Raw genomic sequence first — 25,872 nt, forward strand, 5'->3', positions numbered from 1 at the left:
CCCGACCCGGCCCCGGCCTGAGCACGCCCCATCCAGCGTTGCGGTCACGCAACGCTAATTCGCCATGCCTCAAAGCACCCGAGCTGAATGCTTACGGTGGATCACCAAGGACCGCACCCCCTACCGACGGCACCGCTACGCAGTAGCTTCACGCCTGGGGGTTGATGAGACCTTCCTTTGGCCGGACGCGCTCACGAACGAGCAAGTGACCGCAGCGTCCGGCAGTGAACTGGTAACCATCTACCCGCACCGCACAGCGGTCCCAAGGGACGCCTGGGGACGTCTCTTCGCTACCGCCAAGGAAGACATCGGCGTTCTCGTCTACTCCGGCCTGTTTCTCTCCGAAGACGCTGGCATCCAACGCACGTTTGCTGAGAAAGCCCGTGCAGGCGTACGCGTCCGAATCCTTCTAGGCGACCCCGATAGCCCACAGGTAGCCGAACGCGGCACAGACGAGGGCGTAGACGACGCCATGGCCGCAAAGATCCGCAACGCTCTCGTCCTCTACAAGCAACTCCGCAAACGAGACGGCATAGAGTTTCGCCTTCACCGCACAGTGCTCTACAACTCGATCTATCGCGCGGACGATCAGCTCTTCGTCAACACTCACGTCTACGGCGTCACAGCCCCCCACGCCCCCGTCTGGCACCTACGCCGCATAGCCGGCGGCGACCTGGTCAACACGTACCTAGAAAGCTTCGAACGCGTCTGGGAAGGCGCCACACCCATACCGGGGGACTGACCATGGGCCGCAGAATCGACTATTACGACGATCCGAACGCACCCCGGGCAAACAGTCTCGTCCCCTCCGTCAATGTCGTCGTCGAGAACCACAAGGGCGAAATCCTAATGATTCGCCGCACAGATAACGACAACTGGGCCGTTCCAGGCGGTGCCATTGATCTCGGCGAGTCCATAACGCAAGCCGCCATACGTGAAACCAAGGAAGAAACCGGGATCGATGTAGAGATAACCGGACTCGTCGGCATCTACAGCGACCCAAAACATGTGATCCACTACACCAGTAACGACGAAGTCCGTCAGGAATTCTCTATCGTAATGGCGGGTCGCCCCCTCGGGGGAAATCTCTCATCGAGCGTTGAATCGAGCGAAGTTCGCTGGATTCCATTTAACGACATCGATAGCCTGTCATTGGATCAATCCATGAGGCGTCGAATCGGGTGTTATCGAAGCGAAGGTGTCGTCACAGTGCATCTGTGACTTTGTGGAGGTTGATTCATCGCTTCTTGTTCTTTTTTGATTTCTTTCCGCGAAGTCTATGAGTTGACCTAAGGGCTGAAGGTGGCACGACTCTTCTCATGACCTCGGGAGAGACCAAGCCCATATCTTGCACCACTTGGTCGAGTTCCGCATTTTGTTCGTACGGGTCATTGATGTAGTGGACGCCAATCATTTCCCCCTGTTCATTGACCAAGAGCCCGAGCGCCCTGTCCGATTGAAGTTGGTGCTTCTTGGCAATCATGTAGGCAGCCATACGGTCTCTAGCGGCATGCAGGGTCATGGTATCGGGACATGAACAGACGAAGAAGATTGAAAAACCCCAGCATCCAGCATAACAGTGAAGTGCCGAATGAAAGGCATGGTCCCTCTGGGTGGCGAAAATAACTTGATCGAAGTCGCGTGCGAATTTATTCTGAGTTTCAGATGAGGGATTTAGAAGGTCGGAGCCTGCGCGTAGCCAACCGGGCTTCTTCCCATCCTGTAGGAAGTCTACGATATCAAGAATGCGCGGGTTCGCACCAAAAGACGGCTTTGTCACGGCAACGTCACTTGCACCTTCTTGATGGTAGATCCAAGCGTCAAGTGAGTCAGTATGCGTGTGTACTCGGGTTGGCACGTTCTGGCGTCGGTAGCGCCTTATGGATGCTGTAGTAGGTTTTCCGGATGTAGGATATTCGTCATAAACCTTTTCTGGATCCGGGTCCACGTAGAGCCCGCCTGAAAGGAACAGCATGTACAGGTCGAGTTCATCTTGGGCTCGGAAACGCTTGGACACATCAGACTCAGTTCGACGTCTCAGATACAGTAGGAACTCTGCAGGTCGTTCTGTCACCTCTGCTATCGTTGCCAAGTCGTGAAGTGAAACAATCCAGGGAAATTTCTCCTCCTTGAGGATGTTGCCTCGAACCAGTTCATCGAGCCCGATTGCTAGTGGGCCGAAATCATCAAGGCAGACGACGATGGACCGCACTTCACGCACTTGGCTAAGGTCAAGCCAGGTCCGATCAGCTAGCCAAAGTCCATGGTTTTGCGTAATCAGTTTCTCGAGCCGGCGGGCTTGAAAAGTAGCTTCCCCTACAGTTCTTTCGAGGTCGACTGTTAGTCGTTTGACGTGCCCACGTTTGGCACCTTCCGAGATACTTCGGCCCTTAACTTCGACGCAAATTGCGACATCTTCGATTAGGAAAAATGCGTCCGCCTCAACCTCTTTTCCGATTGAGGTAATAGCAGTCGCTTTTGATCCAAGGTTTGGAGGTGTGTTGTCCTCTTTGGGAGCGTAGTATTTGAATTCTGTATGTGTCGCTGCAGTAGCAAAGAGTTGTTCCAAGTACTCGACCGCCAGCCTTTCGCTGACCCGGGTCCTATGCTTATCGTATTTAGCCCATTGCGGACCTGACTTGAGTACCTCTTCCATGAGAAGTCGAAAACAGTCCGTGCCGATCGGAAGATGGACGGAAATGAAATTTCCTTGGTCGTCCTTCAGAAGATTGGTTCGCAAAAATGGATTATCTCCGGCGATAAGGCCGCGGATTTCATCTGCAGGATCCGAAGTTCTGAAGGAAGTACTGAAAAGGTTCAAGACCTTGCCGACAGTATCTTTATCAATGCTAGTTCTTTGGGCAATGTCTTCAATTGTAAATGATGCACGTTGTCCCGGATATGCGAACCAGTCGCTCAAAATTTGAGCTGCCTTGTTCCTTTCCTGTTCCGGCATGTTATTCGTGTCTCCATCGGGCCAATTGTGCATAATTTCGGCAAGTTGGTCACCTCCTACCGTCAACTTGTGCTGATAGATCTCTGCTATAGCGTCTCTGACGCTCTTGAAATCGACATAGGTGAACCCAAGAGCATTTTTGGTAAGGTTCCGGGGATCTCCTGTGCCGAAGAGTTCCTCGTTGAAGCTGTCGTGAATATGAGCGTATTGCTTGTATCGTATAAAGAGTTCACTGCTTCGATATTCCGCTGATAGACTTGTAAGTGGGCCATATTCTCCTTTCTCGCCAGCCTGGAGAATCCCGAATGCGGCCGCTTGTAGAAGCGATCTAGCGCTTTGATGTAGAGAATCAATTATCTCATTTGGAGCGGAAGTTGATGCGCTGGCCGAGACCGGATTTCTCGTGTTTCTTGATATCAGAATCAAGCTGACGACCTCAATTATTGCCGCAAGTCCATCATGCTGGCTCTCTGCAAATCCTGCTAGACTGAACGGCATTTCTCGTTGACGCAGTAATTCGACTACGTCAAAAGCGTCGTACGGGCCGACAAGATCGCAGATCTTTGAAATTTCAGCTTGGATTACTTCCTGACTTCTGTCCGCATAGTTGTGCAGAGATTCCCCGGGGTGTAGATCGCTCAAGATTACACCCATACTGCGCATTAGTGACTCGACCCCATGAGGGCCGGCAGTTATCATTCGCCGACTTTCTTTCTTTCGGTTAGCCATAAGCCCTTCTTTGGATGACGTCAACTGATGCGTTCGAGTGGATTGGGCATGCAATGTTTGTGATGTGTCTAATTGTATTAATCAACTCCAGATTTTGTGAGGTCTTCTCCAACTGCATGTACCATCGCGACCAGCTTGGGAGCGGCATTGGTGATTGCCAGTGTGACGAGGTGGCCTGTTCCGTAGCGAGAGAGGATCTCTGTCAGGCGCTGTTCTACGGACACATGCATCCCGTCTGGGCCGGTTGTCATATCACAATAGACGAGAGAGTCGCTCAGTGGTGGAGCCTCGGGGCCGAACTCTCGTATCAGCCTACCGGCGAGGCTCCGCTCGCGGGCTTCGATTAGGGCGCAAGAGTGGTGAGCCACAAGTTGGCACAAGTGGTCGTTGGCGTTATGGGTGTCGCGGAGGTAGCGGCCGCCGTCGAGAGGATGGAAACCCGTGCTGACGAGGTCGGGGGCGTAGCCGATGTCGTGGAGCCATGCGGCGGCTTCCAGAAGGTCGGCTTGGTCGCCGAGGATGGGGGCGAGGGTGCGGGCTTGGCGGGCTACGCCCTGAGTGTGTGCCCAGCGGCGGGGGAGTGGGGTCTCCAGGTGCTTGCGTGCGAGGTCACGTGCCCATGCTGCGGTGTTCTTCTTCATGGTTGCGACGGTACGAGGGTGCGCGTGGACGTCCACGGGCGTATGCGGCTCATCTGGGGACGTCTTAGCGGACGTAGCGTCCTTTGCCGTGGACGCAGGTGACGAGGCCGGCGGCTTCGAGGGCGATGAGGGCTGCGCGGGCTGTGGAGCGGGATACGCCGTAGCGTCGGGAGATTTGAGCTTCGCTGGGGAGCGCGTCGCCCGGTTGGAAGTGGCCGGTCTCGATCTGGTGGCGCAAGTCCGCGGCGATGTGTTCGGAACGGGTGCGCGGTTGGGTGGCCTCGTCCTGGACGAAGCGTCCCACGCCGGTACGGACGGTGACGAGTCCTTCGGCTTGCAGGGTGGACAGACCCCGCCGCACGGTGTTGCGGGCAACGCCGAACTCGACGCAGAGGGCTGCCTCGCCCGGTAGTCGGGCGCCGGGGGCGTAGATGCCGTCTGTGATGCGTTGCCGTAGCGCGTTGGTGATCTCGACGTACGCGCCCCATGCCGTGCGGCGGGTCATGTCAGAACTGCTCGTCTCGCAGGGGGTCAAATGCCGCTGAGACCCATGGCGTGAGCAAGATGCGCAGTTTCCCGGCGGCGAGATCGACGTGCCTGCATGGCGTGAGCCATAGGCCGGTGCTGGACTGGTACCACCAGACACCGTTGCCCCATGCCACGGACACGCTCTCGCGGATGGTGGGGGTGCACTTGGAGTGCACGCGGAGGAAGTGGCGCGGCCCGGTTGTCCTGAGTTCGGTCGTCCAGCCGTCGCAGCGCATCACCAGGGCGAGGCGCATGAGGTGCCAGCGCGCTCGCCATGGGCCGCCGTAGGTGGGCAGAGGGAGCGCGGCCGGTGCATTCGGGGGAACACGCACCGACCGCGCCGCCTCCGCCCCACCCCTTGGGGCCGCGCTCCCCTCAGCGGCCCCGCCTGATGAAGGGTGCCGGGTTCGTGCCCGCGCCATCACCAGGTCCCGACGCGCGCGACCTCGGCACGCGCGGCCTCGCTGACGAGCGCCTCGCGCAGCGCGGCGGGGCTCGATCGGATCACCGTGGGGTCCACACCGGCGTGCGGGTCGTGCAGGCTCGCCACCCAGTCCCCGAGACGTCCGTCCCACCGCGTGGCGCGCCAGATCCGGTGACCGGTGAAGTCCCGACGCAACGCGGCGAGTGCCTCGTCCGCCGCTCGTGTGTCGGTCTCGGACGGGTTCGGGGTGGCCTTCTGGGGCCATTCGGTGGACATGGTGACTCCTTGGCTCGCGTGGGGTTCTTCGGGGCGAAGTGGTGTCTTCGCCGTGTGTCTTGAGCCTTCCGTCCGGGTTGGGACCTCTCCATCGGCATCTAGGGACGTCTAGGGACGTCTTCTGTTACCGTCGTTCGTGCGTCGTTCTCACTTGCGTGTGCGGGAGGTCCGGTGAACGACTTGTTGCGGCGTGCCCTTGCCGATGCGCGCCTGACTGAGGCTGGTCTTGCCGCCCGGTTGGGCGTTGACCCCAAGACCGTCCGCCGGTGGGTGTCCGGGCGCGTGCCCTACCCACGGCATCGGGCTAGGGTCGCCACCTTGGTCGGGCGCGATGAGGCGGACTTGTGGCCTCAACTCGCCGTGCCGAGCGTCCAAATGGAATCGCCTGCGGTCGAGATCCTCGCGACCTATCCGCATCGGTGGGCCGTCCCTCGTCCGGTGTGGCAACAGCTCTTCCAGAGCGCGCGGCATGAGATCGGCGTTCTGGCCTACGCCGGGCTCTTCCTCGCTGAGGACACGGGCATCATGCGCGCGCTCGCAGAGAGGGCGCGTGGTGGCGTTTCGGTGCGGATACTGCTCGGGGATCCGGACGGGACGTGCGTTGCGGAGCGCGGAAGCGACGAGGGCGTTGGCGAGTCCATGGCTGCGAAGATCCGCAACGCCCTCGTCCACTATCGGGCTCTGCGGGACGTGGACGGAGTAGAGATCCGGCTGCATGACACCGTGCTCTATAACTCGGTCTACCGCGCCGATGACGACCTACTGATCAACCCGCATGCCTACGGCATCGCCGCGTCACATGCTCCCGTCCTCCACTTGCGGCGGGGCGAAGATGGCGACATTGCAAGCACGTACCTGGAGAGCTTTGAGCGGGTGTGGGCGGGCGCTTCGCCGGTCGCTTAGTGGGCATGCGAAAGCCCCAGCCACGGCCCGGATGGGGGCGTGACTGGGGCTTTCTGGTTCACGGTGAGGCGGGTTGCTCCACTTCGGTGATGATCTGCTTGACCTTGCGCCGATCGATGCCGTGTTTCTCGGCGAGATGGCGCTGAGAGAGCGGACGGCCCGGACCGTCCAAGCTCGCCCTGTACTCGTCCAAGACTGCCTGCTCCGGCGTCCGCTCCACTTCGGCGCATAGTGGTGCGGGCTGTACCGCGTTGGTGCGTTCCCCGTCGGGGACGACGGACGAGCCGGTTGCTGCGCTGCGGGTGAGAGTCATGAGTAGCTCGAAGGAACCCACGAGGGCGAGTGCTGGCCATGCGCTCACGAGGGCACCGATGACGCCGTAGGACGCGCCGTGCGCCACGTTGGCGCCTACCGTCGCCACGATGCCCACGGCGAGGCTCCACTTGGCCAGAGCGGGCGCGGGTTGCTTGCGGCGGCTCGCGTCCAGGATGACCATGGACGCTGCCCAGATGAGGCCGTCCACCGTGAACGGGACGAGGCGCGCCGTCGTACCGGACTCGCCGTGGGAGTGGACGAGTTCGAACGCGTGGCGATAGGAGATGATCGCGGCCACCACGGCGACCGCCACGACGGCCAGAGCCGTCGTGATGCGGGTGAGCCGGTCAACCACGGGCCAACTCCTTCAGCCACTCCATGACGCACGGGTCATCCTCGCCGTGGGTGATGACGCGTTCGGCGAGAGACAGGGCCGTGATGGCGGCGTTGCGGTCGAGCGGGCGCGGCCATGTGGTGACGTGCCATCCGGAGTCGGTACGGGTGCCGGTGGCGATGACCTCGCCGTCCAGGATGGCGGTCATCGTGTCTTCCGTGATCACTAGGGACATGTTCGCCTCCTCTCTGCCGGGGGAGCCACGGGAGCCAGAGCGGGGAGCCAACGGGGCTCGATCCGCTCCGACTCGCCGCGACTCCTCCAGACGTTTCTGCTGGTAAAAGGCTCTTTCGGCGACGTCTCCCGACTTGGTCCGATCTCCGCAGAGGCCACACGACTAATGCGGGTTTAACCCTGGGGTGGGTTTTGTGGCTTCTCGCCGGGGCGGGTGTCCTCGGCGGGGAGGACGTCATGGGGTTTCGGGTTTGGGCCGCGGTGGTCGTGGTGCCGGTCTTGTTCGGGCTTGCCGGATGCGGGGACGACGGTGGCGGGAGTGGGGTGGCCAGTGCCGGAGGGACGGGGGCCGCGGTCTCGGCGTCGCCCAGTGCGTCGCTTTCGGCGGAGGACGCGGAGCTGAAGTTCGCGCAGTGCATGCGGGAGAACGGGGTGGACGTCCCCGACCCGGGCAGCGGGGACGCGGCGGCGAAGCGGCTGGGGGAGGGGACCGAGCGTAAGAAGCTGGAGGCGGCGCTGGAGAAGTGCCGGTCGTGGCTTCAGGCGGGCGGGAGGATGCCCGACCTGAAGGATCCGAAGGTGCGTGATCAGTACGTCGAGTTCGCGCAGTGCATGCGCGAGCACGGGGTCGACATCCCGGATCCGGGGCCGGACGGGGAGCTCAGGCTTCCGTCGGGGGACATCGACCGGGGCGCGCTGGAGAAGGCCCGGGAGAAGTGCAGGCTCGACCTGCCGGGGTTCGGGAAGTGAGGCGGCTCTTGGTCGTGGGCGGCGTCGCCGGCCTGGTGGTGGCCGGCGGGGGAGGTGCGCTGGCCTGGACGGCGGACGGCGACGAGGCGGAGGCGGGGCAGGAGGTGCGGCCGGCCACGGCGGAGGTGAGCCGGGGCGATCTCGTCGATACCGAGACGGTCGACGGGAAGCTGACCTATGACGGCGTCCGTGAGGTGTGGACGGGCGCGTCGGGAGTGGTGACGTGGACGCCGGAGCAGGGGGCGACGGTCAAGCGGGGCGGGACGCTGCTGAGGGTGGCCGGCAGGCCGGTCACGCTCATGTACGGCGGTAGCCCCATGTACCGGACGCTCGGGAACGGGGCTTCGGGCAAGGACGTGCGGCAGCTCGAACAGAACCTGCGGGCGCTCGGGTACGGCGGCATGACCGTGGACACGGAGTTCACCGGTGCGACCGAGGCCGCTGTGAAGAAGTGGCAGGACGACCGGGGTTTGGAGGAGTCCGGGGCGGTCGGCCCGGATCAGGTCGTCTTCCTGGGCGGGGCCGTGCTCGTGCGGGAGGTCACGGCGCCCGAGGGGAAGCGGATCGCCGGAGGGCAGCCGGTTCTGACGGTGGCGGGGACGCGGCGCATCGTCCACGTGGATCTCGATGCCGACAAGCAGGATCTCGCCGAGGAGGGCGCCGGGGTCGTCGTGGAGCTGCCCGGTGGCAGGAGCGTCAAGGGGGAGATCACCGAGGTGGGGAAGGTCGCGGAGAGCAGCGGGTCGGGGCAGGAGAAGAAGACCACGGTCGACGTCGAGATCTCCCTCGGCGACGCCGGGACGGGACGGCTGGACGAGGCGCCCGTGAGTGTGGAGCTGGAGAGCGAGCGGAGGAAGGACGTCCTGTCGGTGCCGGTGGAGGCGCTGCTGGCGCTGCGTGAGGGCGGCTTCGGTGTCGAGGTCGTGGACGGGACGCGGCGGCGGCTCGTCCCGGTGGATGCCGGGGCGTTCGGCGGCGGGCGCGTCGAGGTCGGCGGGTCCGGGCTGCGTGAAGGTGTGAAGGTCGGGGTGCCCGCCGAATGAACACGCTCGGAATCGGCGGACGGGGCGCGGACATCGTTGAGCTGGCCGGGGTGACCAGGGAGTACACCGGTGTGGCGGCGCTCCGGGGTGTCGATCTGGTGATCGCGCCGGGGGAGATGGCGGCGATCGTGGGGCCGTCCGGGTCCGGGAAGTCGACGCTTCTGCACATGATCGGGACGCTGGACCGTCCGACCGCGGGGAGTGTGAAGGTCGCCGGGCATGAGGTGTCGGGGCTGAGCGACCGGGAGTTGTCGGCCCTCCGGGCGCGGCATATCGGGTTCGTGTTCCAGCAGTTCCATCTGGCCGCGGGGGTGAGTGCTCTCGACAACGTCGCCGACGGGCTCCTCTACAGCGGTGCGGGGTTGGACGAGCGGCGGGAGCGGGCGCGGGCCGCGCTGGAGCGGGTCGGGCTCGGGAAGCGGGCCGGGCACCGGCCCCATGAGCTCTCGGGGGGTGAGCAGCAGCGGGCCGCGGTCGCGCGGGCCGTGGTGGGGGAGCCGGACCTGCTGCTGGCCGATGAGCCGACCGGGAACCTCGACTCGAATGCGGGCGCCGAGGTGCTGGCCCTGCTGGACGAGCTGAACCGCGCGGGCACCACCGTCGCGATCATCACGCATGACCTGGAGGTCGCGGGCAGGGCGCCGCGCCGGGTGAGGATGCGCGACGGCCTGGTCGTGGCCGATGAGCGGGCGGGGGCGGGAAGCCGGTGAGGGCCGCGCTGGTGCCCGCGCGGCTCGGCGTGGGCGATGTGCTGCGTGTCGGTCTCGGCGGGCTGCGGGCGCGTCCGGCGAGGGTCGTTCTGTCCGCGCTGGGCATCGCGATCGGGATCGCGACGATGGTCGCGGTCATCGGGATCTCGTCGTCCAGCAAGGAGGATCTGCTGCGGCGACTCGATCATCTCGGGACGAACCTTTTGACGGCCGGGCCCGGTGACACGTTGTTCGGTGCGAAGGCCGAGCTGCCCGAGGCGGCGCCGGAGATGGTCGGCAGGATCGGGCCCGTCACGGCGGTGGGGGCGACCGGGTCGGTGGACGCGACCGTCCGCCGCACCGACAGGATCCCCGAGGAGGTCACGCACGGGATCGCGGTGCAGGCTGCCACCGTCGGGCTGCTCGGCACCCTGGAGGTGGAGACGGCGAGCGGCGGGTGGCTGAACGCGGCAACCGGCCGCTACCCGGGCGTCGTGCTCGGCGACCAGGCGGCCGGGCGGCTCGGCCTGGACCGGGCGGGCGGGCAGGTGTGGATCGGCGGGCGGTGGTTCACCGTCCTCGGTGTTCTGCGGCCCGCCGAGCTGGCGCCCGAGATCGACCGGTCGGCGCTCGTCGGCTGGGACGCCGCGGAGAAGTACCTCGGGTTCGGCGGGCATCCGACGACGATCTACGAGCGGTCGGCCGACGCCTCGGTCGGCGACGTCCGGAACGTCCTCGCGCGGACGGTCAGCCCCGAGCGTCCCGAGGAGGTCGAGGTCAGCCGTCCCTCGGACGCGCTGGAGGCGAAGGCCGCCGCGGACGGGGCGTTCACCGGGCTGCTGCTCGGGCTCGGCGCCGTCGCGCTGCTGGTCGGCGGGGTCGGCGTCGCCAACACCATGGTCATTTCGGTCCTGGAGCGGCGCCGTGAGATCGGATTGCGCCGGTCGCTCGGTGCGACGCGGGGGCAGGTGCGGGTGCAGTTCCTGGCCGAGTCGCTGCTGCTGTCGGCGTTCGGCGGTGCCGCCGGCGTCGTGCTCGGCGCGGCGGTCACCGCCGGGTTCGCGCTGTGGAAGGGCTGGCCGCCGGTCGTGCCCGCCTGGGCGCTCGGCGGCGCGCTCGCCGCGACCCTGGCGATCGGGACGGTCGCGGGCCTGTATCCGGCGATGCGCGCGGCGCGGCTGCCGCCGACCACGGCTCTCGCGACCGCCTGACTCTGGCCACGCCGTGACGAACCGGGGCATGATTGTGAGGGCAGACAACGTTCCTTCTGGGAGGTGCCCCAACAGTCATGCCGGTGCCACGCCCGCTGCGCGAACGCTGCCGCGAGTTCCTCGGGATCGACGGAGAGATCGGCTACATCTTCCCCGCGATGGCCTACGGCGGTGGGGCGAGCTTCATCTTCGTCGTCACCGACGACCAGATCGCGGTGGTCTCCACCGGCGTGATGAGCCGCACCACCCCGAAGTCCGTCTGGGGCAGCTACCCGCGCGGCACCCGGATCGGGCCGGTGGAGACCGGCGTCGGCGCGTCGTTCGAGTTCGCCGGCTCGGTGTTCGAGGTGGACGACGAGTACGCCGCGGTCGTCAACGCGGCCGACGCCGAGATCTTCGACCGCGACAGCCTGCCCAAGGACCCCCTGCCGGATCTCTAGGCGATTTCCGGACGAGGACGACGCCCTGCCGCTCGTCTGCCCGGCGGGGGCGACGTCACCGCCGCCAGGCGGCCTCGCGATGGCGGGCGAGGGCGGTCAGCGCCTGGTTGACCGGTGCCGTGCGGCCCACCTTGGCCGCTTCCCGCGGGACCGCCCCGTTGATCACATCGATCTCGCTGGTCCGGCGGGCCTTATGGTCCAGCAGCGCCGACGGCTCGGCACCGGGCATCCGGGCGGCGAACTCGCGCACGAGTTCCACGGGGTCCGGCACGTCGATGGCCACCCCGCGCGCCCGCGCGGTCTCCCAGGCCTCGGTCGCCGCGGCCCGGCTCGTCCGGCCCAGTTCGGGGTGGTCGCGGATCTCGCCCACGGTCAGCCCGGTCAGGGCGCACGGAGCGCTGTAAGCCACGTTGCAGATGAGCTTCTCCCACTGCATCGCGATGATGTCGTGCACGGCCTCCGCGTCGAACCCGGCCGTCCGCCAGGCCGCCGCGACCTCCTCGACCCGTTCGGGGGGCAGGGAGCCGTAGGCGCCGAACCTCAGGGCCCGCATCGCGTTGTGGTGCACGCGGCCCGGCCCGCGCAGGCCGGCGCCGAAGCCGCTGGCGATACCGACGGCCAGGCGTCCGGCGCCCACCGCGCCGGCCACGACATCGGCCGAACCGAGGCCGTTCTGGATGGTCAGCACGGTGGTCCCCGGTTCCAGCAGCGGTGCGAGTCCGGCTGCGGCCCCGGGCACGTCGGCGGCCTTGACGGCGAGGACCACGAGGTCGACGGGTTCGGCGGGCACGGCGGCGTGGGCCGCGACCGCGGCGCGGAACTCCCCGTCCGGTCCGTGGACGTGCAGCCCGTCGCGGGCGATGGCCTCGACGTGGGCCCGCCACGCGTCGACCACCGACACCTCGTGGCCGGCGCGGCCCAGGCGTGCGGCGTATACCGAGCCCATGGCTCCACAGCCGACGACGCAGATCCTCATCAGCCCATCTCCTTGAGGAGTTTGGCGATCTCGTCACCGAGGCCCGGCTTGGCCTCCAGGCCGAACCCGGGCGCCTGGCCGGGGTGGACCAGCCCGCCGGAGAGCCGGCAGTCCGGACTGTAACCGCCGAAGGGCTCGAAGACCCCCGGATAGGATTCGCAGCCGCCCAGCCCCAGACCGGCCACGATGTGCAGGTTGATCAGGTGCCCGCCGTGCGGGAACGCCTGGGACCGGTCGACGCCGCACGACTCCATGGCCTCGAGCATGCGAGCGTACTCGGTCAGCCCGTAGCTGAGGCCGGCGTCCATCTGGAAGACGTCCCGGTCGGGCCGCACTCCGCCGTAGGTGAGCAGGTTGCGCACGTCCTGGTAGGAGAAGAGGTTCTCGCCGGTGGCGACGGCGTCCGGGTAGGCCTCGGTCAGTTCCTTGTGCAGTGCGTAGTCCAGGGGGTCGGCCGGCTCTTCGTACCAGCGCAGGCCGAGACCGGCCAGAGCCGCGGCGTAGGCCAGGGCCTGGTCCCGGCCGAAGCGTCCGTTGGCGTCGACGGCCACCCCGTCCCCGCCGCCGATCACGTCGATGGCCGCCTCGACCCGGGCGACGTCCTCGGGTAGCGGCATGCCGCCAATCTTGATCTTGACCGTACGGTAGCCCTGGTCGGCGTAGCCGGTGAGCTCGTCGCGGAGCCGGTCCAGGGAGTCGGCGGGGTGGTAGTAGCCCCCCGCGGCGTAGACCGGCACACCGGTGGTCGCGGGCCGGCGCCCGAAGGCCCGGGCGATGGTGGCATGGGCCGGCTCGTCGCGGTGCTTGGCCAGCAGGTCCCACACCGCGAGCTCGACCGCGCCGGCCGCCGCGGCGCGGTCGCCGTGGCCGCCGGGCTTCTCGTCCCGCATGGCGCGTTCGAGTACGCGGGCGGGGGAGAGCAGCCCGGTGGACGGGTCGAGGAGGGCGCCGGGGTCGGCGGCCAGCAGCCGCGGGATCATCCGCTCCCGTAGGATGCCGCCCTGGGCATGGCGTCCGATCGAGTTGAAGGCGATGCCGGTGAGCGGGGCCCCGTCGCGGCGGACGTCGGTCCGGACGGCCACCAGGGACACGGTGTGCTCGGCGAAGTTCACCACGGAGTTGTTGATGTCCCCGCGGAGGGGGATCGCGACCTCGCGGATGTCGGTGATGCGCATGGCCCTCAAACTATGATCTAGACCGTTCGAATTGTCTAGTCTAATCACCGTCCCCTGCCCCCGGGGTCCCGTCTGCCCGGTGGCCGGCAGGAGCCCGGCGCGGGCGGCTCTGCGGGGGCTTCGCCCTGGTGCGACAGGTCACAATGTTTTTCGGTCCTGCGGACGGTGGACCCGAGGACGGGAGAGGGCAATGAGGCGTTATGAGGAAGTCGCGGAGGAGTTGGTCCGGCAGATCCAGTCGGGACGCTGGCCGATCGGCGGGCAGTTCGCGCCCGAAGTGGACCTGGCGGCGGAGTTCGACGTCAGCCGGGGCACGATCCGAGCCGCGCTCGACATCGTGGAGGATCTGGGGCTCGTCTCCCGCCGGCCCCGGCGCGGCACCCGCGTCGAACGCCTCAAGCCGCATTCGGTCTTCGCCCGTTCCGTGCATTCGGTGGGCGACCTGATGCAGTACTCCGCGGAGACGGACCGCCAGGTGCTGTCGATCGCCGATGTGGTGGTCGACGAGGTCGACGCCCTGGTCCTGGGCTGCCGGCCCGGGCAGCGCTGGACCAAGATCCGGATGCTGCGCATCGATCCGGCCGATGACGGCTGGCCGCTGTGCTGCACCGACGTCTACCTCGAGCCCGGCATCGCCGAGGCCGTGGGCGACCAGGTCCTGGACCCCAAGCGGTTGATCTCGGACATGGTCGAGCAGGCGACCGGCCGCACCGTGCACACCATCGAGCAGCGGATGCGGGCGGCGACGGTGCCGGACGCCATGGTCGATCTGCTGCGCACCACCGCCGGTTCGCCGGTGCTGCAGATGATGCGGCGGTACCTGGATCGCGCCGGGGACCCGTTCGAGATCACGGTCTCGGTGCACCCCGCCGATCGGTTCGAGTATGCGGTTGACCTGGAGCGCGGCCGCGGCTGACGTAGTCTGCGGAGACCGGGGACGGGTGTGTCGCCTCAGTCCAATTGTCCAGACCGTTCAAGAAAAAGTCTGGTGGACAGAAACACTTTCCTATAACGTGGGCCGGGTCACTTCACGGGAGGATCACCATGGGCGCCAACTCCGAGTTCGAGCTCCAGGGGCTCTGCCACCTCGCGCTGGTCTGCGAGGACATGGAGCGCACCGTCGACTTCTACACCAACGTCCTCGGCATGAAGCTGAGCAAGACGATCAGCATGCCCAACGGCGGGCAGCACTTCTTCTTCGACATGGGCGGTGACCAGTTCCTGGCCTTCTTCTGGTTCCCCGATGCGCCCAAGCGCGCCCCCGGCATCGCCTCCTCCGCAGTGCTGCCCGGTCTCGGTGACATCGCCACGGCCCACGCCTCGATGAACCACGTCGCGTTCAAGATCCCGCTCGACAGGTTCGAGGAGTACAAGGCCAAGCTGGACGCCAAGGGCGTCGAGACCGGTCCCGTCCTCGAGCACGACGACAGCCCGCGCGGTGTGGCGGAGACGTTCCACGAGGGCGTCTACGTCCGCTCGATGTACTTCTTCGACCCGGACGGGGTCCTGCTGGAGTTCGCCGCCTGGACGCGTGAGCTGAACGAAGACGACGTCAACCTCGCGCCGATGACCGCCGCGGGGATCCCTGCCACCCAGAGCGCCTCCGCATGAGCGGGGAGCCGATGGTGGAGTACGCCGAAAGGTTCTTCCGGCTCGTGGAAGCCGGTGACATCGAAGCGGTCTCCGCCCTCTACCACGACGACGTCACCGTCTGGCACAACTATGACGACGTCGACCAGTCCAAGGAAGAGAACCTCGCGACGCTGGGAAGCATCTCCAGCCGCTACGACAGGTTCGGCTACGCCCAGCCCCGGCACGTCGCCCTGGAGGACGGCTTCCTCCGCCAACACGTGATCGAGGTCGAGCGCAACGGCCGGTCGGCCGCGATCCCGGCGATCCTGCGCGTGTACGTCGAGGACGGCAGGATCCGGCGGATCGAGGAGTACTTCGATCGCAGCCAGCTCGCCGTCGTCCTCGCGGCCTGAGCCGGGAGGCGGACCCGGGTCCGCCTCTCCGGTCAGGAGAAGAAGCTGCGGCTCTCCTCGGCGAAGCGCAGCAGGTCCTCCGCCACGGACACCTCGGTGAAATCCTGCCTGCGGTGGCTGGGCGCCGAGATGCTCACCGCGTACCGGGCGCCGGCATGGGTGCCGAGCGGTGCGGCCACCGCGATGACCCCGTCCTCACTCTCCTGCAGCCCGGTGGCGTAGCCCCGCTTCCGGATGCGCTTCAGATCCTCCAGAAGCGCGGTCCGGGTGCTCAGTGACTGGGGGGTCAGCTGCTCCAGTTCCTCCTGGGGATAGAGCGCGACCACGGCCTCGTCGGGCAGCAGCGACAGCAGCGCCTTGCCCGAGGCCGAGACGTGGGCCGGAAGGGTCTTGCCCATGCGCGACCCGACCCGCACGGCCCGGCTGCTCTCCACGGCATCGACGAAGGACACCAGCGAGCCGTCGAGGCGCGCGAGGTGGACGGTCTCGCCGTAGTGCTTGGCGAGGTCCTCCAGCATCGGACGGACCTGTTCGCGGACGTCGATCCGCCGCAGCACCGAGAAGGCGATCTCGGTGAGCGCGGGACCCGGCTCATAGGCCCGCGAACTGCCCGACTGGCGGACGAACCCGCGGTACTGCAGCATCGCCAGCACCCGGTGCGCGGTGGACGACGCCACCGAGAGGTACTCGCTCACCTCGGTGAGGCGAAGGCTCTTCCGCTCGCCCAGCAGCAGCAGGATGCGCAGCGCGTTGTCGACCGACTCGATCGGATACTGCGGCTTGCGAGGCTGAGCGGGGGAGGAGCTGTCCACCCAGCGGACCTTATCCGTGGACGCTTTCATCGATCCTTCCATCTCGCGGCCCGAGCGCCCTGGATCGCCGCGAACGCCGTCATGGCGTGCTCTCACTCCCGAAGCGCGTGGCGAGCCAGTCGGCGATCGTGTCGGCGACCGCGTCGCGGGCGCCTTCGGGCTCCAGGAAGTAGTGGTCACCGAGGTGGTCGCGACGGGTCTTGTCCTCGCCGGCCAGGGCATCGGCGATCCGGTCGGCGTCGCTGGGGAAGACACCGGTGTCCCCGGTCGGATTGATGATCAGTGACGGGACCGTGACCTTGGTCAGGTTGGCCTCACCGCGGCAGGGCGACTCGCTCAGGCTCCACATGTTGAGCCAGTTGCGCACCGTCGTCTCCCCGGCGATCCCTCGGTCGCCTCGGTTAGCGGCCTCGACGGAACCACGGTAGCAGCTGTTCGGCTTCCGATCGGTGGGCTCCAGAGCGGGGTCGACCATCCTCGGATCGGCCCAGGTCCGGGGCACGGTGAAGTGGCGGTCGTAGTAGCCGGCCTCGGTGAGCCGGGCCAGCTCGGCCTTGGCCCACGCGGTGATCCGATGGTTGCGGTCGACCTGCGCCCGCCGGTAGCGCTCGATGAACTCCGCGCTGTACGGCGGACCGTTCTCCGGGTTGAACAGGTCGAGGGAGGGGTCGGTGGCCACGGGGTCGAACTCGTCGACCACCGCGGCGTCCATCCAGGCGGTGAGGACGTCGGGACGGCCCAGGTGCGCCGCCAGGGACACGTAGCCGTCGGCGGCGGGCAGCTCGTCCACGCCCGGGACGGGGCCGTGGCCGATCGGGGGCCGCAGGGCCGGGTCGACGGCCTGGGCCTGGTAGGCGGCCATCAGGGAGCCGCCCCCCGAGTTGCCCAGCAGGACGACCGAGTCGACCCCGGCCTCCTCGCGCAGCCAGCGCACGCCGACGCCGATGTCCACCAGTGCCTGGTCGAGCCGGAAGTTCCACTCGTAGCCGCGGAACCGGGTGTTCCATCCCAGGAAGCCGATGCCGCGCTCGGCCATCAGACCGGCGAGATAGTGCTCGGCGAAGTCGATCTGATAATGGGTGGCGATCAGCGCCACTCTCGGGCGGACGCCCTCCGGCGCGTGGTAGAGGCCCTGGCAGGGATGTCCGCCGGCGCCCGCCCGCGGGGCGTCGGCGGAGGGGCGGGAGACGAAGGTGCGGGTGATCATTGGGCCGCCACCTCGATCCGGCTCGCGGCCACATGGCTGCGGAGCTTCTCGAAGAGGATCCCGAGGCGCTCGGTGGCCACCGGGTCGGTGAGGTGCCCGGCCTCGTCGAAGCACTCGTGGGCGAAGGGCATGACCACCTCGGGTCCCGGCATCACCGGGGACTGGGAGAAGACGAACATGTTCCTCAGCTCGAACTGGCACCGGGCGGTGCCCAGCCGTCCGGGAGAGGTGCCGATCAGGGCGACCGGCTTGCCCTGGAGGACGGAGGCGCCCAGGGGGAGGGAGATCCAGTCGAGGGCGTTCTTCAGGACGCCCGGGACCCCGCCGTTGTACTCCGGCGTGGCGATCATCAACGCGTCCGCGGCGGCGATCTCCTCGCGCATCCGGGTGACGGCCCACGGCTCCTGGCCGAGCAGGTCCTCGTTGAAGAGCGGGAACCGCCCCACCAGGTCGCTGATGGCGACGGTGACCCCGTCCGGTGCCAGACGCGCCGCGGACTCCAGCAGCAGCCGGTTCCACGAGCGCTCGCGCAGGCTCCCGACGATCCCGTAGACGGTGATGTCCGCCGTGCTCACAGTGCTCCTCCCAGGTAGGCGTCGATGACGGCCTCGTCGCGGACGACGTTGGCCGGGACGTCGAGGGCGATGCGGCGCCCGAAGTCGAGCACGCAGACCCGGCTCGAGATGCCCATCACCATCGACATGTCGTGTTCGACCAGGAGCATGGTGATGCCCAGGTCGGAGTTCACCTCGCTCAGGGTCGCCGCCATCTCGGCGGTTTCCTTGTGGTTCATCCCCGCCACCGGCTCGTCGAGCAGCAGCAGCCGGGGCTCCATGCACAGCGAGCGCGCGAGCTCGACCCGTTTCTGCACGCCGTGGGGCAGCGGGCCGACCGTGTGCTGCAGCAGGCCGCCGAGCCCGAGGCGGTCGGCCACTTCGGTGACGTGCCGAAGCGCCGCGCGCTCCTCACGCGCGCTGCGGCCCCATCGGATCATGCCGGCCACCGGCCCGGAGCGAAGATGCCGGTGCCGGGCCAGGAGCAGGCATTCCTGCACCGTCATGGCCGGGAAGACGTCGACGTTCTGGAACGTGCGGGCGATCCCGGCGCCGGCGATCCGGTGGGGGGCGGTGCCCAGGATCTCCCTGCTGGCGAACCGGATGCTCCCCGACTCCGGGCGGTAGATGCCGGAGATGCAGTTGAACAGCGTGGACTTGCCGGCGCCGTTGGGGCCGATCACGGCGAAGAGGTCGCCCTCGTCGATGGTGAAGGTGACCCCGTCCAGTGCGCGGACTCCCGCGAACGACAGGGTGAGGTCCTCGACCTCCAGGAGTGCGGGGCTCACGAGTCGGCTCCCGGGGCGGTGGCGGGTGCGGCGCCGAGGTAGGCCGCAGCGATGTCGTTGTCCTGTTCCAGCTCTGCCGGGGTGCCCTCCGCGCAGATCCGTCCGCCTTCGAGGAGATAGGCGTAGCCGGAGATCGACAGGGCCATGCGCGCGTTCTGCTCGACGAGCAGGATCGAGGTGCCCCGCTCGTTGATGGACACGATGATGTCCCGGACCTGTTCGACGATCCGGGGCGCGAGGCCCAGGCTCGGTTCGTCCATGAGCAGCAGCTTCGGCCGTGACATCAGGGCCCGCGCGATCGCCAGCATCTGCTGCTCGCCACCGGACAGGTAGCCCGCCTTGCGGTCCAGCAGGCCGCGCAGGGGCGGCAGCAGCGTCAGGACTTCGTCGCGGGCCTCGGTGAGCGCGGCACGGCGGTAGCGGCGCGTGTGCCCCCCGCTGGCGAGGTTCTCGGCGACGCTGAGGCCGGGGAAGACCATTCTGCCCTCCAGGCACTGCGCGAGCCCGGCGCGGACGCGCTGCGACGGGCGGGACCCGGTCATGTCCTTGCCGAAGAGCTCCACCCGCCCGCCGGTGAGGCGTCCGCGGTGCAGCCCGAGCAGGCCCGAGACCGCCCGCATCGTGGTGCTCTTGCCCGCCCCGTTGGGGCCGAGCAGGCTGACGACCTGCCCCTGGGGGACCCGCAGGGTCAGCTCGGTCACGGCGTCTCCGGCGGCGCCGTAGCCGGCGCTGACGTCCGTCGCCTGCAGGGCGGGCGCACCGTCGGACGCTTTCGGGGCCTTGCGGCTCATGACGTCTTCCGCCTTTCGCGTGGGCCGCCCAGCGGTCCGGGCAGGCGCCGCCAGGCCCGGAGCGCGAGCGCCCGGATCCCGTTGGGCTCGAAGAGCAGGATCAACACGATCACCAACCCGTAGAGGAACCCGGACAGGAGCGGTGCCGTGATGCCGCCGTCGGTGCTCATGCCCTTGCGGACGAAGGGCAGGAAGCCCGAGGTCTGGTTCACGACCTCGGGGATCGCGCGCACGAAGAGAGCACCCAGCAAGGCCCCGGAGACCGTGCCCATACCGCCGATCACGATCATGGCGATGAAGTCGACCGAGAGCATCAGGTGCCACTGGCTGGGGGTGAAGTAGCCCATGTAGGACACCAGCAGCGCCCCGGAGATGCCGGCGAAGAAGGAGGAGATGACGAAGGCGATCGTCTTGGTCCGGGTCACCGGGACGCCCACCACCGCGGCCGCCACGTCCTTGTCCCGCACGGCCATGAAGGCGCGGCCGAGCCGCGAACGCTTGAGGTTGTGGGTCAGGAGCATGACCACCAGCAGGATCGCCAGTGCGAAGTACCACCATGCCTGGAAGGCGTCCAGGATCATCTGGTCCCCGGCCATGACGCCCAGGCTGAGGTCCTGGTCGCCGAAGAGGACCGGTGCCGCCGGACGCCCGTTCACGCCACCGCTGAGGCCCGTCCACGTCTCCCACACGTAGAGGCCGATGAAGACCAGGGCGAGGGTGGCGACGGCCAGGTAGAGGCCGCGGATGCGGACGGCGACGGGCGCGACCAGGGCGCCGGCCACGGCGGCCACGAGGCCGGCCGCCGGCAACCAGAGCCACCAGGGCAGGCCCTTGTCGGCGCCGAGCCAGGCCGAGCTGTACGCGCCGATGCCCATGAAGAAGGCGTGGCCCAGCGAGATCTGGCCGGCGAGCCCGGTGATCACCTGCATGCCGAAGGCGCCGACGCCGACGATCAGGGTGAAGATGCCGATGCCGAGCCACAGTTCGGAGCGGAGCACCAGCGGCAGCACGAGCATGGCGGCGACCCACAGGCCGACGCCGGTCCGCCCGCGGGTGAGGAGGCGGCGCGGGCGCGGCCGGGAAGCCGCGGCGCCGGGGGCGCCCGGGGGGCTGGTCAGGACTGACAAGGCTCAGACCCTTTCGATGCTGCGGCTGCCGAACAGGCCGTACGGCCGGACCAGGAGGACCAGGAGCATGAGCACATAGGGCAGTACGTCGTGCAGGCGGCCGCCGCCGATGTCGCTGAGGTAGTTGGAGCCCAGGACCTGGGTGAGCCCCACGACCAGGCCACCGACCACGGCTCCGATCAGTGAGTCCATGCCTCCGATGACGATCGCCGGGATCGCGATCAGTGCGAGGTCGCCGATGCTGGGGGAGACCACGCGGGGGAACGAGGCGAGAAAGATCGCCGCGGTCACCGCGAGGAAGGCCGCCAGGGCCCAGGAGAGCGCGAACATCCGCCCTACGTCGATGCCCTGGGCCAGGGCCGCCTCCTGGCTGCTCGCGGTCGCGCGCAGCGCCAGCCCGTGCCGCGTCCGCTGGAAGAACAACGCGACGGCGGCCAGGACGACGACGGAGACGACCACGGTGGCCAGGGCGCTGTTGGGCAGCACGACCGAGCCCACCGTGGTGGTGCCGGAGCCGACCGGTCCCACCGAGTCGTGCCTGCCGACGCCCCACACCATCAGGATGGCGTTGTGCAGCATGGTCGAGATGCCCAGGGTGGCGAGCACCACGACGGTCACCGAGCGGCCGATCAGGCCGCGGATCAGCATCCGCTCGACCACCAGCGCGAGGCCGACGGTGATCGCCACGGCTCCGAGGAAGGCGAACAGGTAGGGCATCCGGGGCAGCAGGGTCAGGACGACGTAGGCGCCGATGGCCACGAACCCGCCGTGCGCGAAGTTGAAGGTGTGGGAGCCCTTGAACATGATCACGAACCCGAGCGCGATCAGCCCGTAGACCAGGCCCAGGGCGACGCCCTGGAAGCCGAGCTGGAGGAAGAGGGTCATCTGGAGATCCTGGGTCGGGGTGGTGGGAATGGAGCGGGGGGTGTGGGGCCCGTTTGAGCCCGCACACGCCCCGCGTCGTCAGTTGCCCCTGGAGGCGTCCCAGGACTTCGCGGCCCCGGACTCGAAGAACTCGGCGACCGGCTCCTGGACGCCGTCCTTCCCGATCTTGTTGATGCGGGACTGGTAGCTCACGATCGAGTCGCCGTCACCGAGGTCGATCGCCGGAAGGATGCCGTCGAAGGGGACCTTGAGGTCGACCATCGCCTTCTTCACGCCCTCGCGGGTGAGGTCCTTGGCCTTGCACGCCTTGCGCAGCGCCTCCACGACCACGGTCCCGTTGATCCAGCCGCCGACCTGGAAGTTGTCCGGCTTCGCGTTGGGTGCGTAGGCGTCGCGCGCCTTGGTCAGTGCCTGGATGCCCGCGTTGTCGTCATTGAGGGTGCCGTAGCCGCCGGAGATGAAGTAGTTGCCCAGCAGGCCGTCCAGGGGCTTGCCGAGGCTGGAGGCCCAGGCGCCCGAGCTGGACACGAAGGTCGGCTTGTAGCCGAACTGGGCCGACTGGCCGATGATGCCGGCGGTCTGGGCGGGGGTGACGCCCAGCATGACGATCTCGGCCCCGGCGTTCTTGAGGTCGTTGATCTGGGCCGTGAAGTCGGTGTCGGCGTTGGTGTAGGTCGGCTGGGCGACGACCTTCACGCCCTCGGTGGCCTTCGCCGCGTGGTTGAGGGCGTCGAGGTAGATCTTGCCGGTCTCGTCGGCCGACGTCACGAAACCGACGTTGACCGTCTTGGCGGACGAGGCGCCGGCCTTCTCGGCGGCCCAGACCAGGCCGTTGATGAGCTCGACCTCGAAGGGCGGCATGGCGACGTAGACGTTGGGGAGATCGAGGGTCTGGGTGTTGATGGACGCCGAGAGCGTCGGCATGTCGTCCCGCTTGATGTTGGCCTGGACGGCGTTCAGGCCGGCGGTGCCCACGAACTGGGCCACCATCAGGTTCTTGGGCGCCGCGGCGCGGTACTGCTGGGTGGTGATCTGCGGGTCGTACTTGGTGTCGCGCTTGTCGACCACGACCTTGCGTCCGCAGATGCCGCCCTCCGCCCGGTTGACCTGGTCGATCTTGGCCTCGACACCGAGCGAGCCGGCGATGCCGCCCTGGGCGATGGGCCCGGAGAAGTCGCTGATCACGGTCACGCTGATCTCGTCGTCGGTGACCCCGGGGCCCATGGCGACGCCGTCGGCCCCTGTGTCGGCCTTGCCGGAGCCCGAGCCGTTGCCGCAGGCGGCCAGGGTCATCAGGGAGGCGACCGCCAGCGCGGTCATGGACTTCTTGAGCATGGGGTTGTGTCTCTCTCGGTCGGGGGACCCGTGCTTCGGTGACACGGCTCACAAAGATTAGACCAGACTAAACAGAAATAGAAGAGAGGGACTCTGCAAGTTGGAGAAAACCCGATTCGGGGCGTTGCTGCGGCATCGTTGCGGGTCACAGCGTTGGAGCGAGGTCGCGTCAGGCTCGCCAGCTGAACGTGATGTGTCGCGAGGCGAAACGCCATCCCGCATCGAGGCGGACCAGGCGGTCGACGTAATCTCCCGCACCGGCCGGTCGGCCGTCGGTTCCCCGGAGCACGAAGTAGGCCCGGCCCGTGGCGCGCGCGTCGTCGACGAGGTCCACGAGGACGTTGCTGTTCTCGTGGCGCGGCGACTCCGCCGTACGGCCGGCGATCACCTTGGCCAGTCCCTCGGCGCCGGCGAAGACGGGTCCGCCGGTGATCTCCATGCGGCCGTCGGCGGTGAAGCAGTCGCGGAAGGACTCCAGATCCCCGGCGTCGATGGCGAAGCTGTAGCGCGCGTAGAGCTGGGTGATGGCGGTGATGTGGTCGGACAACGGGACGCTCCTCGTGGAACCGGTCGGTCGGATCAGGAATGCCCGGCCGAGCCGGGCTCGTCCGGTGAATGGCGGTGGGCGGGGGCTGGAGGACGGTGGGGAGGCTCGGGCAGCCGGGAGAGTTCGTGGCGCCAGGCGACGTCCAGGTTGAGGCTCTCCCCGAGGTCGGGGAGCTCGGCGCGGTCGGCCGCGTCGATGGGACGGGGGCGTCCCCCGGCGGAGGCGACGAGCAGGCAGAGGTGGGCGATCTCGTCGATGGAGACGGTGCGGAGCACCGCCTCGGGGACCGAGCCGCCGGTGACCACCACGCCGTGCCCGCGGAGCAGCGCCGCGGCATGGCCGCCGAGGTGCCCGGCCACCTCGTCCCCCAGCGCGTCGCTGGACACCAGCACCGAGCGCGGATACACGGGGACGCCGCTCTCCAGCAGTGCGGAGCCCGGAATGTCGTAGGCCCCCACGAGCGGCTCCAGGACCAGGCCGGCCAGATCGGCGGCGACCGTGCGCCGGGGGTGCGCGTGCACGACACACCGGACGTCGGGACGCCGGCGCAGGATCCGGGTGTGCAGCGGGAGTTCGTGCGGGACGGTCCAGCCGTCCAGCTCGCCGGGCAGGCCGGGTTCGCCGTCGAGGGTCACCACCCGCACGTCCTGCGCAGTGGTGTGGGCCAGGCCCGACTCCCGGGGGCCGCGGCACCGCACCAGGATCCGCTCGTCGTCGAGGCGGAGGCTGATGTGGCCGAGGAACCCCGGAGCGAGTTCGCGGGCCGCCAGCACCCGGCATCCCGCCGCCAGCCGGTCCCGCAGTTCCCAGAGGTCGCCGTCGTGGACGTCCGCCGTCATCGGGCGGCCTCCAGGGGAGCCAGGGCGTCGAGGACCGCGGTCACCGGGGCGCCGCCCGCGATGGCCCGGCGGGCGGCCAGGGAGCCGCGCGGCCACGCCAGAGAGACCGCGCCGATCACGCGTCCGTCGGCGTCCCACAGGGCGAGCAGCCGGTCCGCGTCCTCCACCAGCCGGGGCTCGACGGCGGGGTCCACGGCACCGAGAATCTGGATGGTGCGGCCGTGCTGATCGCTCCACACCATGGGTACGTCGCCGGGGGCCTGCGGGCGCTCGGGGTCGAGCAGGGTCGCCGCGAGGCACCTGGCCTGCTCCTGGGCGGAGTTCCAGTGCTCTATCCGCCGGCCGGAACCTCCGTCCGCGGTCGCCCACCCGGCGATGTCGCCGGCGGCGAAGACGTGGTCGGCCCCCAGGGCGCGGCCGTGCCGGTCACAGGCGATGCCGTCCTCCAGGTGCAGGCCCGACCCGGCCAGCCATTCCACGTCGGCCTCTGCTCCGATGCCCGCCAGCACGTGATCGGCGCGGAGCACCTCCCCGTCGTCGAGCCGGACCCCGATCCCGTCGGCGAGATGGTCCAGAGCCTCGACGACCCTGCCCAACCTCAGGTTCACGCCTGCCCGGTCGTGCCAGGTGAGGATCCGGTCGCCCACGCGCCGGCCGACGACCCGGGCAGGAGGGTTGGGCAGCGGATCCACCAGCGTGACCCGGCACCCCTGGGAGATCGCGGTACTGGCGACCTCCGCCCCGATGAAGCCGGCGCCGACCACGACGAGGTCACCGCCACGGGCGAGGGCGGCATTCAGTGCACGCGCATCGGCCAGCGTCCGCAGCACGTGGACACCGGATCCGGTCCAGGCCGGCGACCTCGGCCGCACCCCGGTGGCGATCACCAGCGCGCCGTAGTGGAGCCGCCTTCCGTCGGACAGGGCGAGGCGGCGGGCCCCGGTGTCCAGGCCGGTCGCCTCGACGCCGAGCAGCAGTTCGAGCCCGAGCCGTTCCGCCTCCGGACGGGTGAGGAGCCGGACGGGCTCCTCCAGCCGGCCTTTGGACAGCGGCGGCTTGTCGTAGGGCTCCTCCGCGTCCCGGTCGACCAGCCGGACGCGGCCGGTGAAGCCGCGGGAGCGCAGGGTCCGGGCCAGGGTGACTCCCGCCACCGAGGCGCCGACGATCACCAGGTCGCCGGTCATGCTCCCTCGAGCCGGAGAGCCGCGGCGGGGCAGCTGCGGGCCGCGCGGTCGACGCGCTCGCGGTCGGCCTCGGGCACCTCGGAGGCCAGCAGCACGACGAGGCCGCCGTCGTCGATGTCGAAGTAGTCGTCAGCCGCGATGACGCAGCTGGCATAGCCTTGGCAGGCCTCGGTGTTCGCCTTCACGATGTGCAC

At 68.0% G+C, this 25,872-nt stretch carries 31 protein-coding genes; 11 read left to right on the top strand and 20 right to left on the bottom strand.

Going from position 1 to position 25,872, the window contains the following annotated elements; genetic code table 11:
• Positions 1–205 precede the first annotated feature (205 nt).
• Both ACGFIS_RS25715 and ACGFIS_RS25720 read left to right on the top strand, forming a co-directional pair.
• On the top strand, positions 206–742 hold the full coding sequence (locus ACGFIS_RS25715; RefSeq protein WP_392972820.1) for an XRE family transcriptional regulator: 537 nt from the start codon (positions 206–208) through the stop codon (positions 740–742).
• A gap of 2 nt (positions 743–744) precedes the next feature.
• Positions 745–1,221: an NUDIX hydrolase gene (locus ACGFIS_RS25720; RefSeq protein WP_392972822.1), complete on the top strand. Its 477-nt coding sequence runs from the start codon at positions 745–747 to the stop codon at positions 1,219–1,221.
• A 16-nt stretch (positions 1,222–1,237) separates the two neighbouring features.
• Here the strand turns inward: ACGFIS_RS25720 and ACGFIS_RS25725 are convergent, their stop codons facing one another.
• The 4 genes from ACGFIS_RS25725 to ACGFIS_RS25740 form a co-directional block, all read right to left on the bottom strand.
• The gene (locus tag ACGFIS_RS25725) at positions 1,238–3,598 is read right to left on the bottom strand and encodes a hypothetical protein (protein WP_392972824.1); all 2,361 of its coding nucleotides are present in this window, start codon (positions 3,596–3,598) and stop codon (positions 1,238–1,240) included.
• A 164-nt stretch (positions 3,599–3,762) separates the two neighbouring features.
• Positions 3,763–4,326, bottom strand: a complete 564-nt coding sequence (locus ACGFIS_RS25730; RefSeq protein ID WP_392972826.1) for an HD domain-containing protein — start codon at positions 4,324–4,326, stop codon at positions 3,763–3,765.
• A gap of 64 nt (positions 4,327–4,390) precedes the next feature.
• Positions 4,391–4,831 (bottom strand): GntR family transcriptional regulator, encoded by a 441-nt coding sequence (locus tag ACGFIS_RS25735; protein ID WP_392972828.1) that lies wholly within the window; start codon positions 4,829–4,831, stop codon positions 4,391–4,393.
• A gap of 444 nt (positions 4,832–5,275) precedes the next feature.
• Positions 5,276–5,554, bottom strand: coding sequence for a hypothetical protein (locus ACGFIS_RS25740; RefSeq protein WP_392972830.1), 279 nt, complete (start codon positions 5,552–5,554; stop codon positions 5,276–5,278).
• Positions 5,555–5,725: 171 nt separating this feature from the next.
• Here ACGFIS_RS25740 and ACGFIS_RS25745 point away from each other — a divergent pair, with 171 nt between their 5' ends.
• Positions 5,726–6,457 carry a DUF5919 domain-containing protein gene (locus ACGFIS_RS25745; RefSeq protein ID WP_392972832.1) on the top strand — a complete coding sequence of 244 codons (732 nt, stop codon included), beginning with the start codon at positions 5,726–5,728 and terminating at the stop codon, positions 6,455–6,457.
• Positions 6,458–6,515: 58 nt separating this feature from the next.
• Here ACGFIS_RS25745 and ACGFIS_RS25750 read toward each other — a convergent pair whose 3' ends face one another.
• Both ACGFIS_RS25750 and ACGFIS_RS25755 read right to left on the bottom strand, forming a co-directional pair.
• The gene (locus ACGFIS_RS25750) at positions 6,516–7,127 is read right to left on the bottom strand and encodes a DUF2637 domain-containing protein (protein WP_392972834.1); all 612 of its coding nucleotides are present in this window, start codon (positions 7,125–7,127) and stop codon (positions 6,516–6,518) included.
• Entirely contained in the window at positions 7,120–7,341 is a 222-nt protein-coding gene (locus tag ACGFIS_RS25755; protein WP_392972836.1) for a hypothetical protein, read from the bottom strand. Before ACGFIS_RS25755 ends, ACGFIS_RS25750 begins: the two co-directional genes overlap by 8 nt.
• 323 nt (positions 7,342–7,664) lie before the next feature.
• On the opposite strand from ACGFIS_RS25755, the gene ACGFIS_RS25760 reads away from it, so the two are divergent.
• The 5 genes from ACGFIS_RS25760 (at position 7,665) to ACGFIS_RS25780 (ending at position 11,473) form a co-directional block, all read left to right on the top strand.
• Positions 7,665–8,090 (top strand): hypothetical protein, encoded by a 426-nt coding sequence (locus ACGFIS_RS25760; protein WP_392972838.1) that lies wholly within the window; start codon positions 7,665–7,667, stop codon positions 8,088–8,090.
• Positions 8,087–9,133: a peptidoglycan-binding protein gene (locus ACGFIS_RS25765; protein ID WP_392972840.1), complete on the top strand. Its 1,047-nt coding sequence runs from the start codon at positions 8,087–8,089 to the stop codon at positions 9,131–9,133. The genes ACGFIS_RS25760 and ACGFIS_RS25765 overlap by 4 nt, the downstream gene beginning before the upstream one ends.
• Positions 9,130–9,843, top strand: a complete 714-nt coding sequence (locus tag ACGFIS_RS25770) for an ABC transporter ATP-binding protein (RefSeq protein WP_392972842.1) — start codon at positions 9,130–9,132, stop codon at positions 9,841–9,843. The genes ACGFIS_RS25765 and ACGFIS_RS25770 overlap by 4 nt, the downstream gene beginning before the upstream one ends.
• Positions 9,840–11,033, top strand: coding sequence for an ABC transporter permease (locus tag ACGFIS_RS25775; protein ID WP_392898629.1), 1,194 nt, complete (start codon positions 9,840–9,842; stop codon positions 11,031–11,033). Before ACGFIS_RS25770 ends, ACGFIS_RS25775 begins: the two co-directional genes overlap by 4 nt.
• Before the next feature lie 77 nt (positions 11,034–11,110).
• Positions 11,111–11,473: a hypothetical protein gene (locus tag ACGFIS_RS25780; protein ID WP_392898626.1), complete on the top strand. Its 363-nt coding sequence runs from the start codon at positions 11,111–11,113 to the stop codon at positions 11,471–11,473.
• A gap of 55 nt (positions 11,474–11,528) precedes the next feature.
• On the opposite strand, the gene ACGFIS_RS25785 is transcribed toward ACGFIS_RS25780, so the two are convergent.
• Together ACGFIS_RS25785 and ACGFIS_RS25790 are read right to left on the bottom strand one after the other, a co-directional pair.
• Positions 11,529–12,449 carry a ketopantoate reductase family protein gene (locus ACGFIS_RS25785; protein WP_392898623.1) on the bottom strand — a complete coding sequence of 307 codons (921 nt, stop codon included), beginning with the start codon at positions 12,447–12,449 and terminating at the stop codon, positions 11,529–11,531.
• The gene (locus ACGFIS_RS25790; protein WP_392898620.1) at positions 12,449–13,624 is read right to left on the bottom strand and encodes an enolase C-terminal domain-like protein; all 1,176 of its coding nucleotides are present in this window, start codon (positions 13,622–13,624) and stop codon (positions 12,449–12,451) included. The genes ACGFIS_RS25785 and ACGFIS_RS25790 overlap by 1 nt, the downstream gene beginning before the upstream one ends.
• A 190-nt stretch (positions 13,625–13,814) precedes the next feature.
• Here ACGFIS_RS25790 and ACGFIS_RS25795 point away from each other — a divergent pair, with 190 nt between their 5' ends.
• From ACGFIS_RS25795 to ACGFIS_RS25805, 3 genes are all read left to right on the top strand, one after another.
• Entirely contained in the window at positions 13,815–14,540 is a 726-nt protein-coding gene (locus tag ACGFIS_RS25795; protein WP_392898618.1) for a GntR family transcriptional regulator, read from the top strand.
• 128 nt (positions 14,541–14,668) lie between these two features.
• On the top strand, positions 14,669–15,235 hold the full coding sequence (locus ACGFIS_RS25800; protein ID WP_392898615.1) for a VOC family protein: 567 nt from the start codon (positions 14,669–14,671) through the stop codon (positions 15,233–15,235).
• The gene (locus tag ACGFIS_RS25805; RefSeq protein WP_392898613.1) at positions 15,232–15,609 is read left to right on the top strand and encodes a nuclear transport factor 2 family protein; all 378 of its coding nucleotides are present in this window, start codon (positions 15,232–15,234) and stop codon (positions 15,607–15,609) included. Before ACGFIS_RS25800 ends, ACGFIS_RS25805 begins: the two co-directional genes overlap by 4 nt.
• Positions 15,610–15,641: 32 nt before the next feature.
• Here ACGFIS_RS25805 and ACGFIS_RS25810 read toward each other — a convergent pair whose 3' ends face one another.
• The 12 genes from ACGFIS_RS25810 to ACGFIS_RS25865 all read right to left on the bottom strand — a co-directional run bounded on the left by ACGFIS_RS25810 (position 15,642) and on the right by ACGFIS_RS25865 (position 25,872).
• Positions 15,642–16,421 carry an IclR family transcriptional regulator gene (locus tag ACGFIS_RS25810; RefSeq protein WP_392898611.1) on the bottom strand — a complete coding sequence of 260 codons (780 nt, stop codon included), beginning with the start codon at positions 16,419–16,421 and terminating at the stop codon, positions 15,642–15,644.
• Positions 16,422–16,500: 79 nt separating this feature from the next.
• A complete protein-coding gene (locus ACGFIS_RS25815; RefSeq protein WP_392898608.1) occupies positions 16,501–17,628 on the bottom strand; it encodes an alpha/beta hydrolase in 1,128 nt (375 codons plus the stop codon).
• The gene (locus ACGFIS_RS25820; RefSeq protein ID WP_392898607.1) at positions 17,625–18,203 is read right to left on the bottom strand and encodes an NADPH-dependent FMN reductase; all 579 of its coding nucleotides are present in this window, start codon (positions 18,201–18,203) and stop codon (positions 17,625–17,627) included. Before ACGFIS_RS25820 ends, ACGFIS_RS25815 begins: the two co-directional genes overlap by 4 nt.
• Positions 18,200–18,970 (bottom strand): ABC transporter ATP-binding protein, encoded by a 771-nt coding sequence (locus ACGFIS_RS25825; RefSeq protein ID WP_392972844.1) that lies wholly within the window; start codon positions 18,968–18,970, stop codon positions 18,200–18,202. The genes ACGFIS_RS25820 and ACGFIS_RS25825 overlap by 4 nt, the downstream gene beginning before the upstream one ends.
• Positions 18,967–19,761 carry an ABC transporter ATP-binding protein gene (locus ACGFIS_RS25830; protein ID WP_392898602.1) on the bottom strand — a complete coding sequence of 265 codons (795 nt, stop codon included), beginning with the start codon at positions 19,759–19,761 and terminating at the stop codon, positions 18,967–18,969. The genes ACGFIS_RS25825 and ACGFIS_RS25830 overlap by 4 nt, the downstream gene beginning before the upstream one ends.
• The gene (locus ACGFIS_RS25835) at positions 19,758–20,888 is read right to left on the bottom strand and encodes a branched-chain amino acid ABC transporter permease (protein ID WP_392972846.1); all 1,131 of its coding nucleotides are present in this window, start codon (positions 20,886–20,888) and stop codon (positions 19,758–19,760) included. The genes ACGFIS_RS25830 and ACGFIS_RS25835 overlap by 4 nt, the downstream gene beginning before the upstream one ends.
• Before the next feature lie 3 nt (positions 20,889–20,891).
• Positions 20,892–21,773 (bottom strand): branched-chain amino acid ABC transporter permease, encoded by an 882-nt coding sequence (locus tag ACGFIS_RS25840; RefSeq protein WP_392898597.1) that lies wholly within the window; start codon positions 21,771–21,773, stop codon positions 20,892–20,894.
• A gap of 78 nt (positions 21,774–21,851) precedes the next feature.
• The gene (locus ACGFIS_RS25845; protein ID WP_392898594.1) at positions 21,852–23,108 is read right to left on the bottom strand and encodes an ABC transporter substrate-binding protein; all 1,257 of its coding nucleotides are present in this window, start codon (positions 23,106–23,108) and stop codon (positions 21,852–21,854) included.
• A 169-nt stretch (positions 23,109–23,277) separates the two neighbouring features.
• Positions 23,278–23,655, bottom strand: a complete 378-nt coding sequence (locus ACGFIS_RS25850; protein ID WP_392898591.1) for a nuclear transport factor 2 family protein — start codon at positions 23,653–23,655, stop codon at positions 23,278–23,280.
• Positions 23,656–23,687: 32 nt separating this feature from the next.
• A complete protein-coding gene (locus ACGFIS_RS25855) occupies positions 23,688–24,494 on the bottom strand; it encodes a class II aldolase/adducin family protein (protein ID WP_392898588.1) in 807 nt (268 codons plus the stop codon).
• A complete protein-coding gene (locus ACGFIS_RS25860) occupies positions 24,491–25,678 on the bottom strand; it encodes an NAD(P)/FAD-dependent oxidoreductase (protein WP_392898585.1) in 1,188 nt (395 codons plus the stop codon). Before ACGFIS_RS25860 ends, ACGFIS_RS25855 begins: the two co-directional genes overlap by 4 nt.
• Complete coding sequence (locus ACGFIS_RS25865; RefSeq protein WP_392898583.1) at positions 25,675–25,872, bottom strand: ferredoxin; 198 nt, start codon at positions 25,870–25,872, stop codon at positions 25,675–25,677. The genes ACGFIS_RS25860 and ACGFIS_RS25865 overlap by 4 nt, the downstream gene beginning before the upstream one ends.

Source organism: Spirillospora sp. NPDC048824 (assembly GCF_043198455.1).
Lineage (GTDB): Bacteria > Actinomycetota > Actinomycetes > Streptosporangiales > Streptosporangiaceae > Spirillospora.

Excerpts from the sequence above, each read along its gene's own strand:
- ACGFIS_RS25720 (WP_392972822.1), top strand. The coding sequence starts at position 745 with ATGGGCCGCAGAATCGACTATTACGACGATCCGAACGCACCCCGGGCA.
- ACGFIS_RS25730 (WP_392972826.1), bottom strand. The coding sequence starts at position 4,326 with ATGAAGAAGAACACCGCAGCATGGGCACGTGACCTCGCACGCAAGCAC.
- ACGFIS_RS25735 (WP_392972828.1), bottom strand. The coding sequence starts at position 4,831 with ATGACCCGCCGCACGGCATGGGGCGCGTACGTCGAGATCACCAACGCG.
- ACGFIS_RS25740 (WP_392972830.1), bottom strand. The coding sequence starts at position 5,554 with ATGTCCACCGAATGGCCCCAGAAGGCCACCCCGAACCCGTCCGAGACC.
- ACGFIS_RS25755 (WP_392972836.1), bottom strand. The coding sequence starts at position 7,341 with ATGTCCCTAGTGATCACGGAAGACACGATGACCGCCATCCTGGACGGC.
- ACGFIS_RS25770 (WP_392972842.1), top strand. The coding sequence starts at position 9,130 with ATGAACACGCTCGGAATCGGCGGACGGGGCGCGGACATCGTTGAGCTG.
- ACGFIS_RS25780 (WP_392898626.1), top strand. The coding sequence starts at position 11,111 with ATGCCGGTGCCACGCCCGCTGCGCGAACGCTGCCGCGAGTTCCTCGGG.
- ACGFIS_RS25785 (WP_392898623.1), bottom strand. The coding sequence starts at position 12,449 with ATGAGGATCTGCGTCGTCGGCTGTGGAGCCATGGGCTCGGTATACGCC.
- ACGFIS_RS25790 (WP_392898620.1), bottom strand. The coding sequence starts at position 13,624 with ATGCGCATCACCGACATCCGCGAGGTCGCGATCCCCCTCCGCGGGGAC.
- ACGFIS_RS25795 (WP_392898618.1), top strand. The coding sequence starts at position 13,815 with ATGAGGCGTTATGAGGAAGTCGCGGAGGAGTTGGTCCGGCAGATCCAG.
- ACGFIS_RS25800 (WP_392898615.1), top strand. The coding sequence starts at position 14,669 with ATGGGCGCCAACTCCGAGTTCGAGCTCCAGGGGCTCTGCCACCTCGCG.
- ACGFIS_RS25805 (WP_392898613.1), top strand. The coding sequence starts at position 15,232 with ATGAGCGGGGAGCCGATGGTGGAGTACGCCGAAAGGTTCTTCCGGCTC.
- ACGFIS_RS25815 (WP_392898608.1), bottom strand. The coding sequence starts at position 17,628 with ATGATCACCCGCACCTTCGTCTCCCGCCCCTCCGCCGACGCCCCGCGG.
- ACGFIS_RS25830 (WP_392898602.1), bottom strand. The coding sequence starts at position 19,761 with ATGAGCCGCAAGGCCCCGAAAGCGTCCGACGGTGCGCCCGCCCTGCAG.
- ACGFIS_RS25840 (WP_392898597.1), bottom strand. The coding sequence starts at position 21,773 with ATGACCCTCTTCCTCCAGCTCGGCTTCCAGGGCGTCGCCCTGGGCCTG.
- ACGFIS_RS25845 (WP_392898594.1), bottom strand. The coding sequence starts at position 23,108 with ATGCTCAAGAAGTCCATGACCGCGCTGGCGGTCGCCTCCCTGATGACC.
- ACGFIS_RS25855 (WP_392898588.1), bottom strand. The coding sequence starts at position 24,494 with ATGACGGCGGACGTCCACGACGGCGACCTCTGGGAACTGCGGGACCGG.
- ACGFIS_RS25860 (WP_392898585.1), bottom strand. The coding sequence starts at position 25,678 with ATGACCGGCGACCTGGTGATCGTCGGCGCCTCGGTGGCGGGAGTCACC.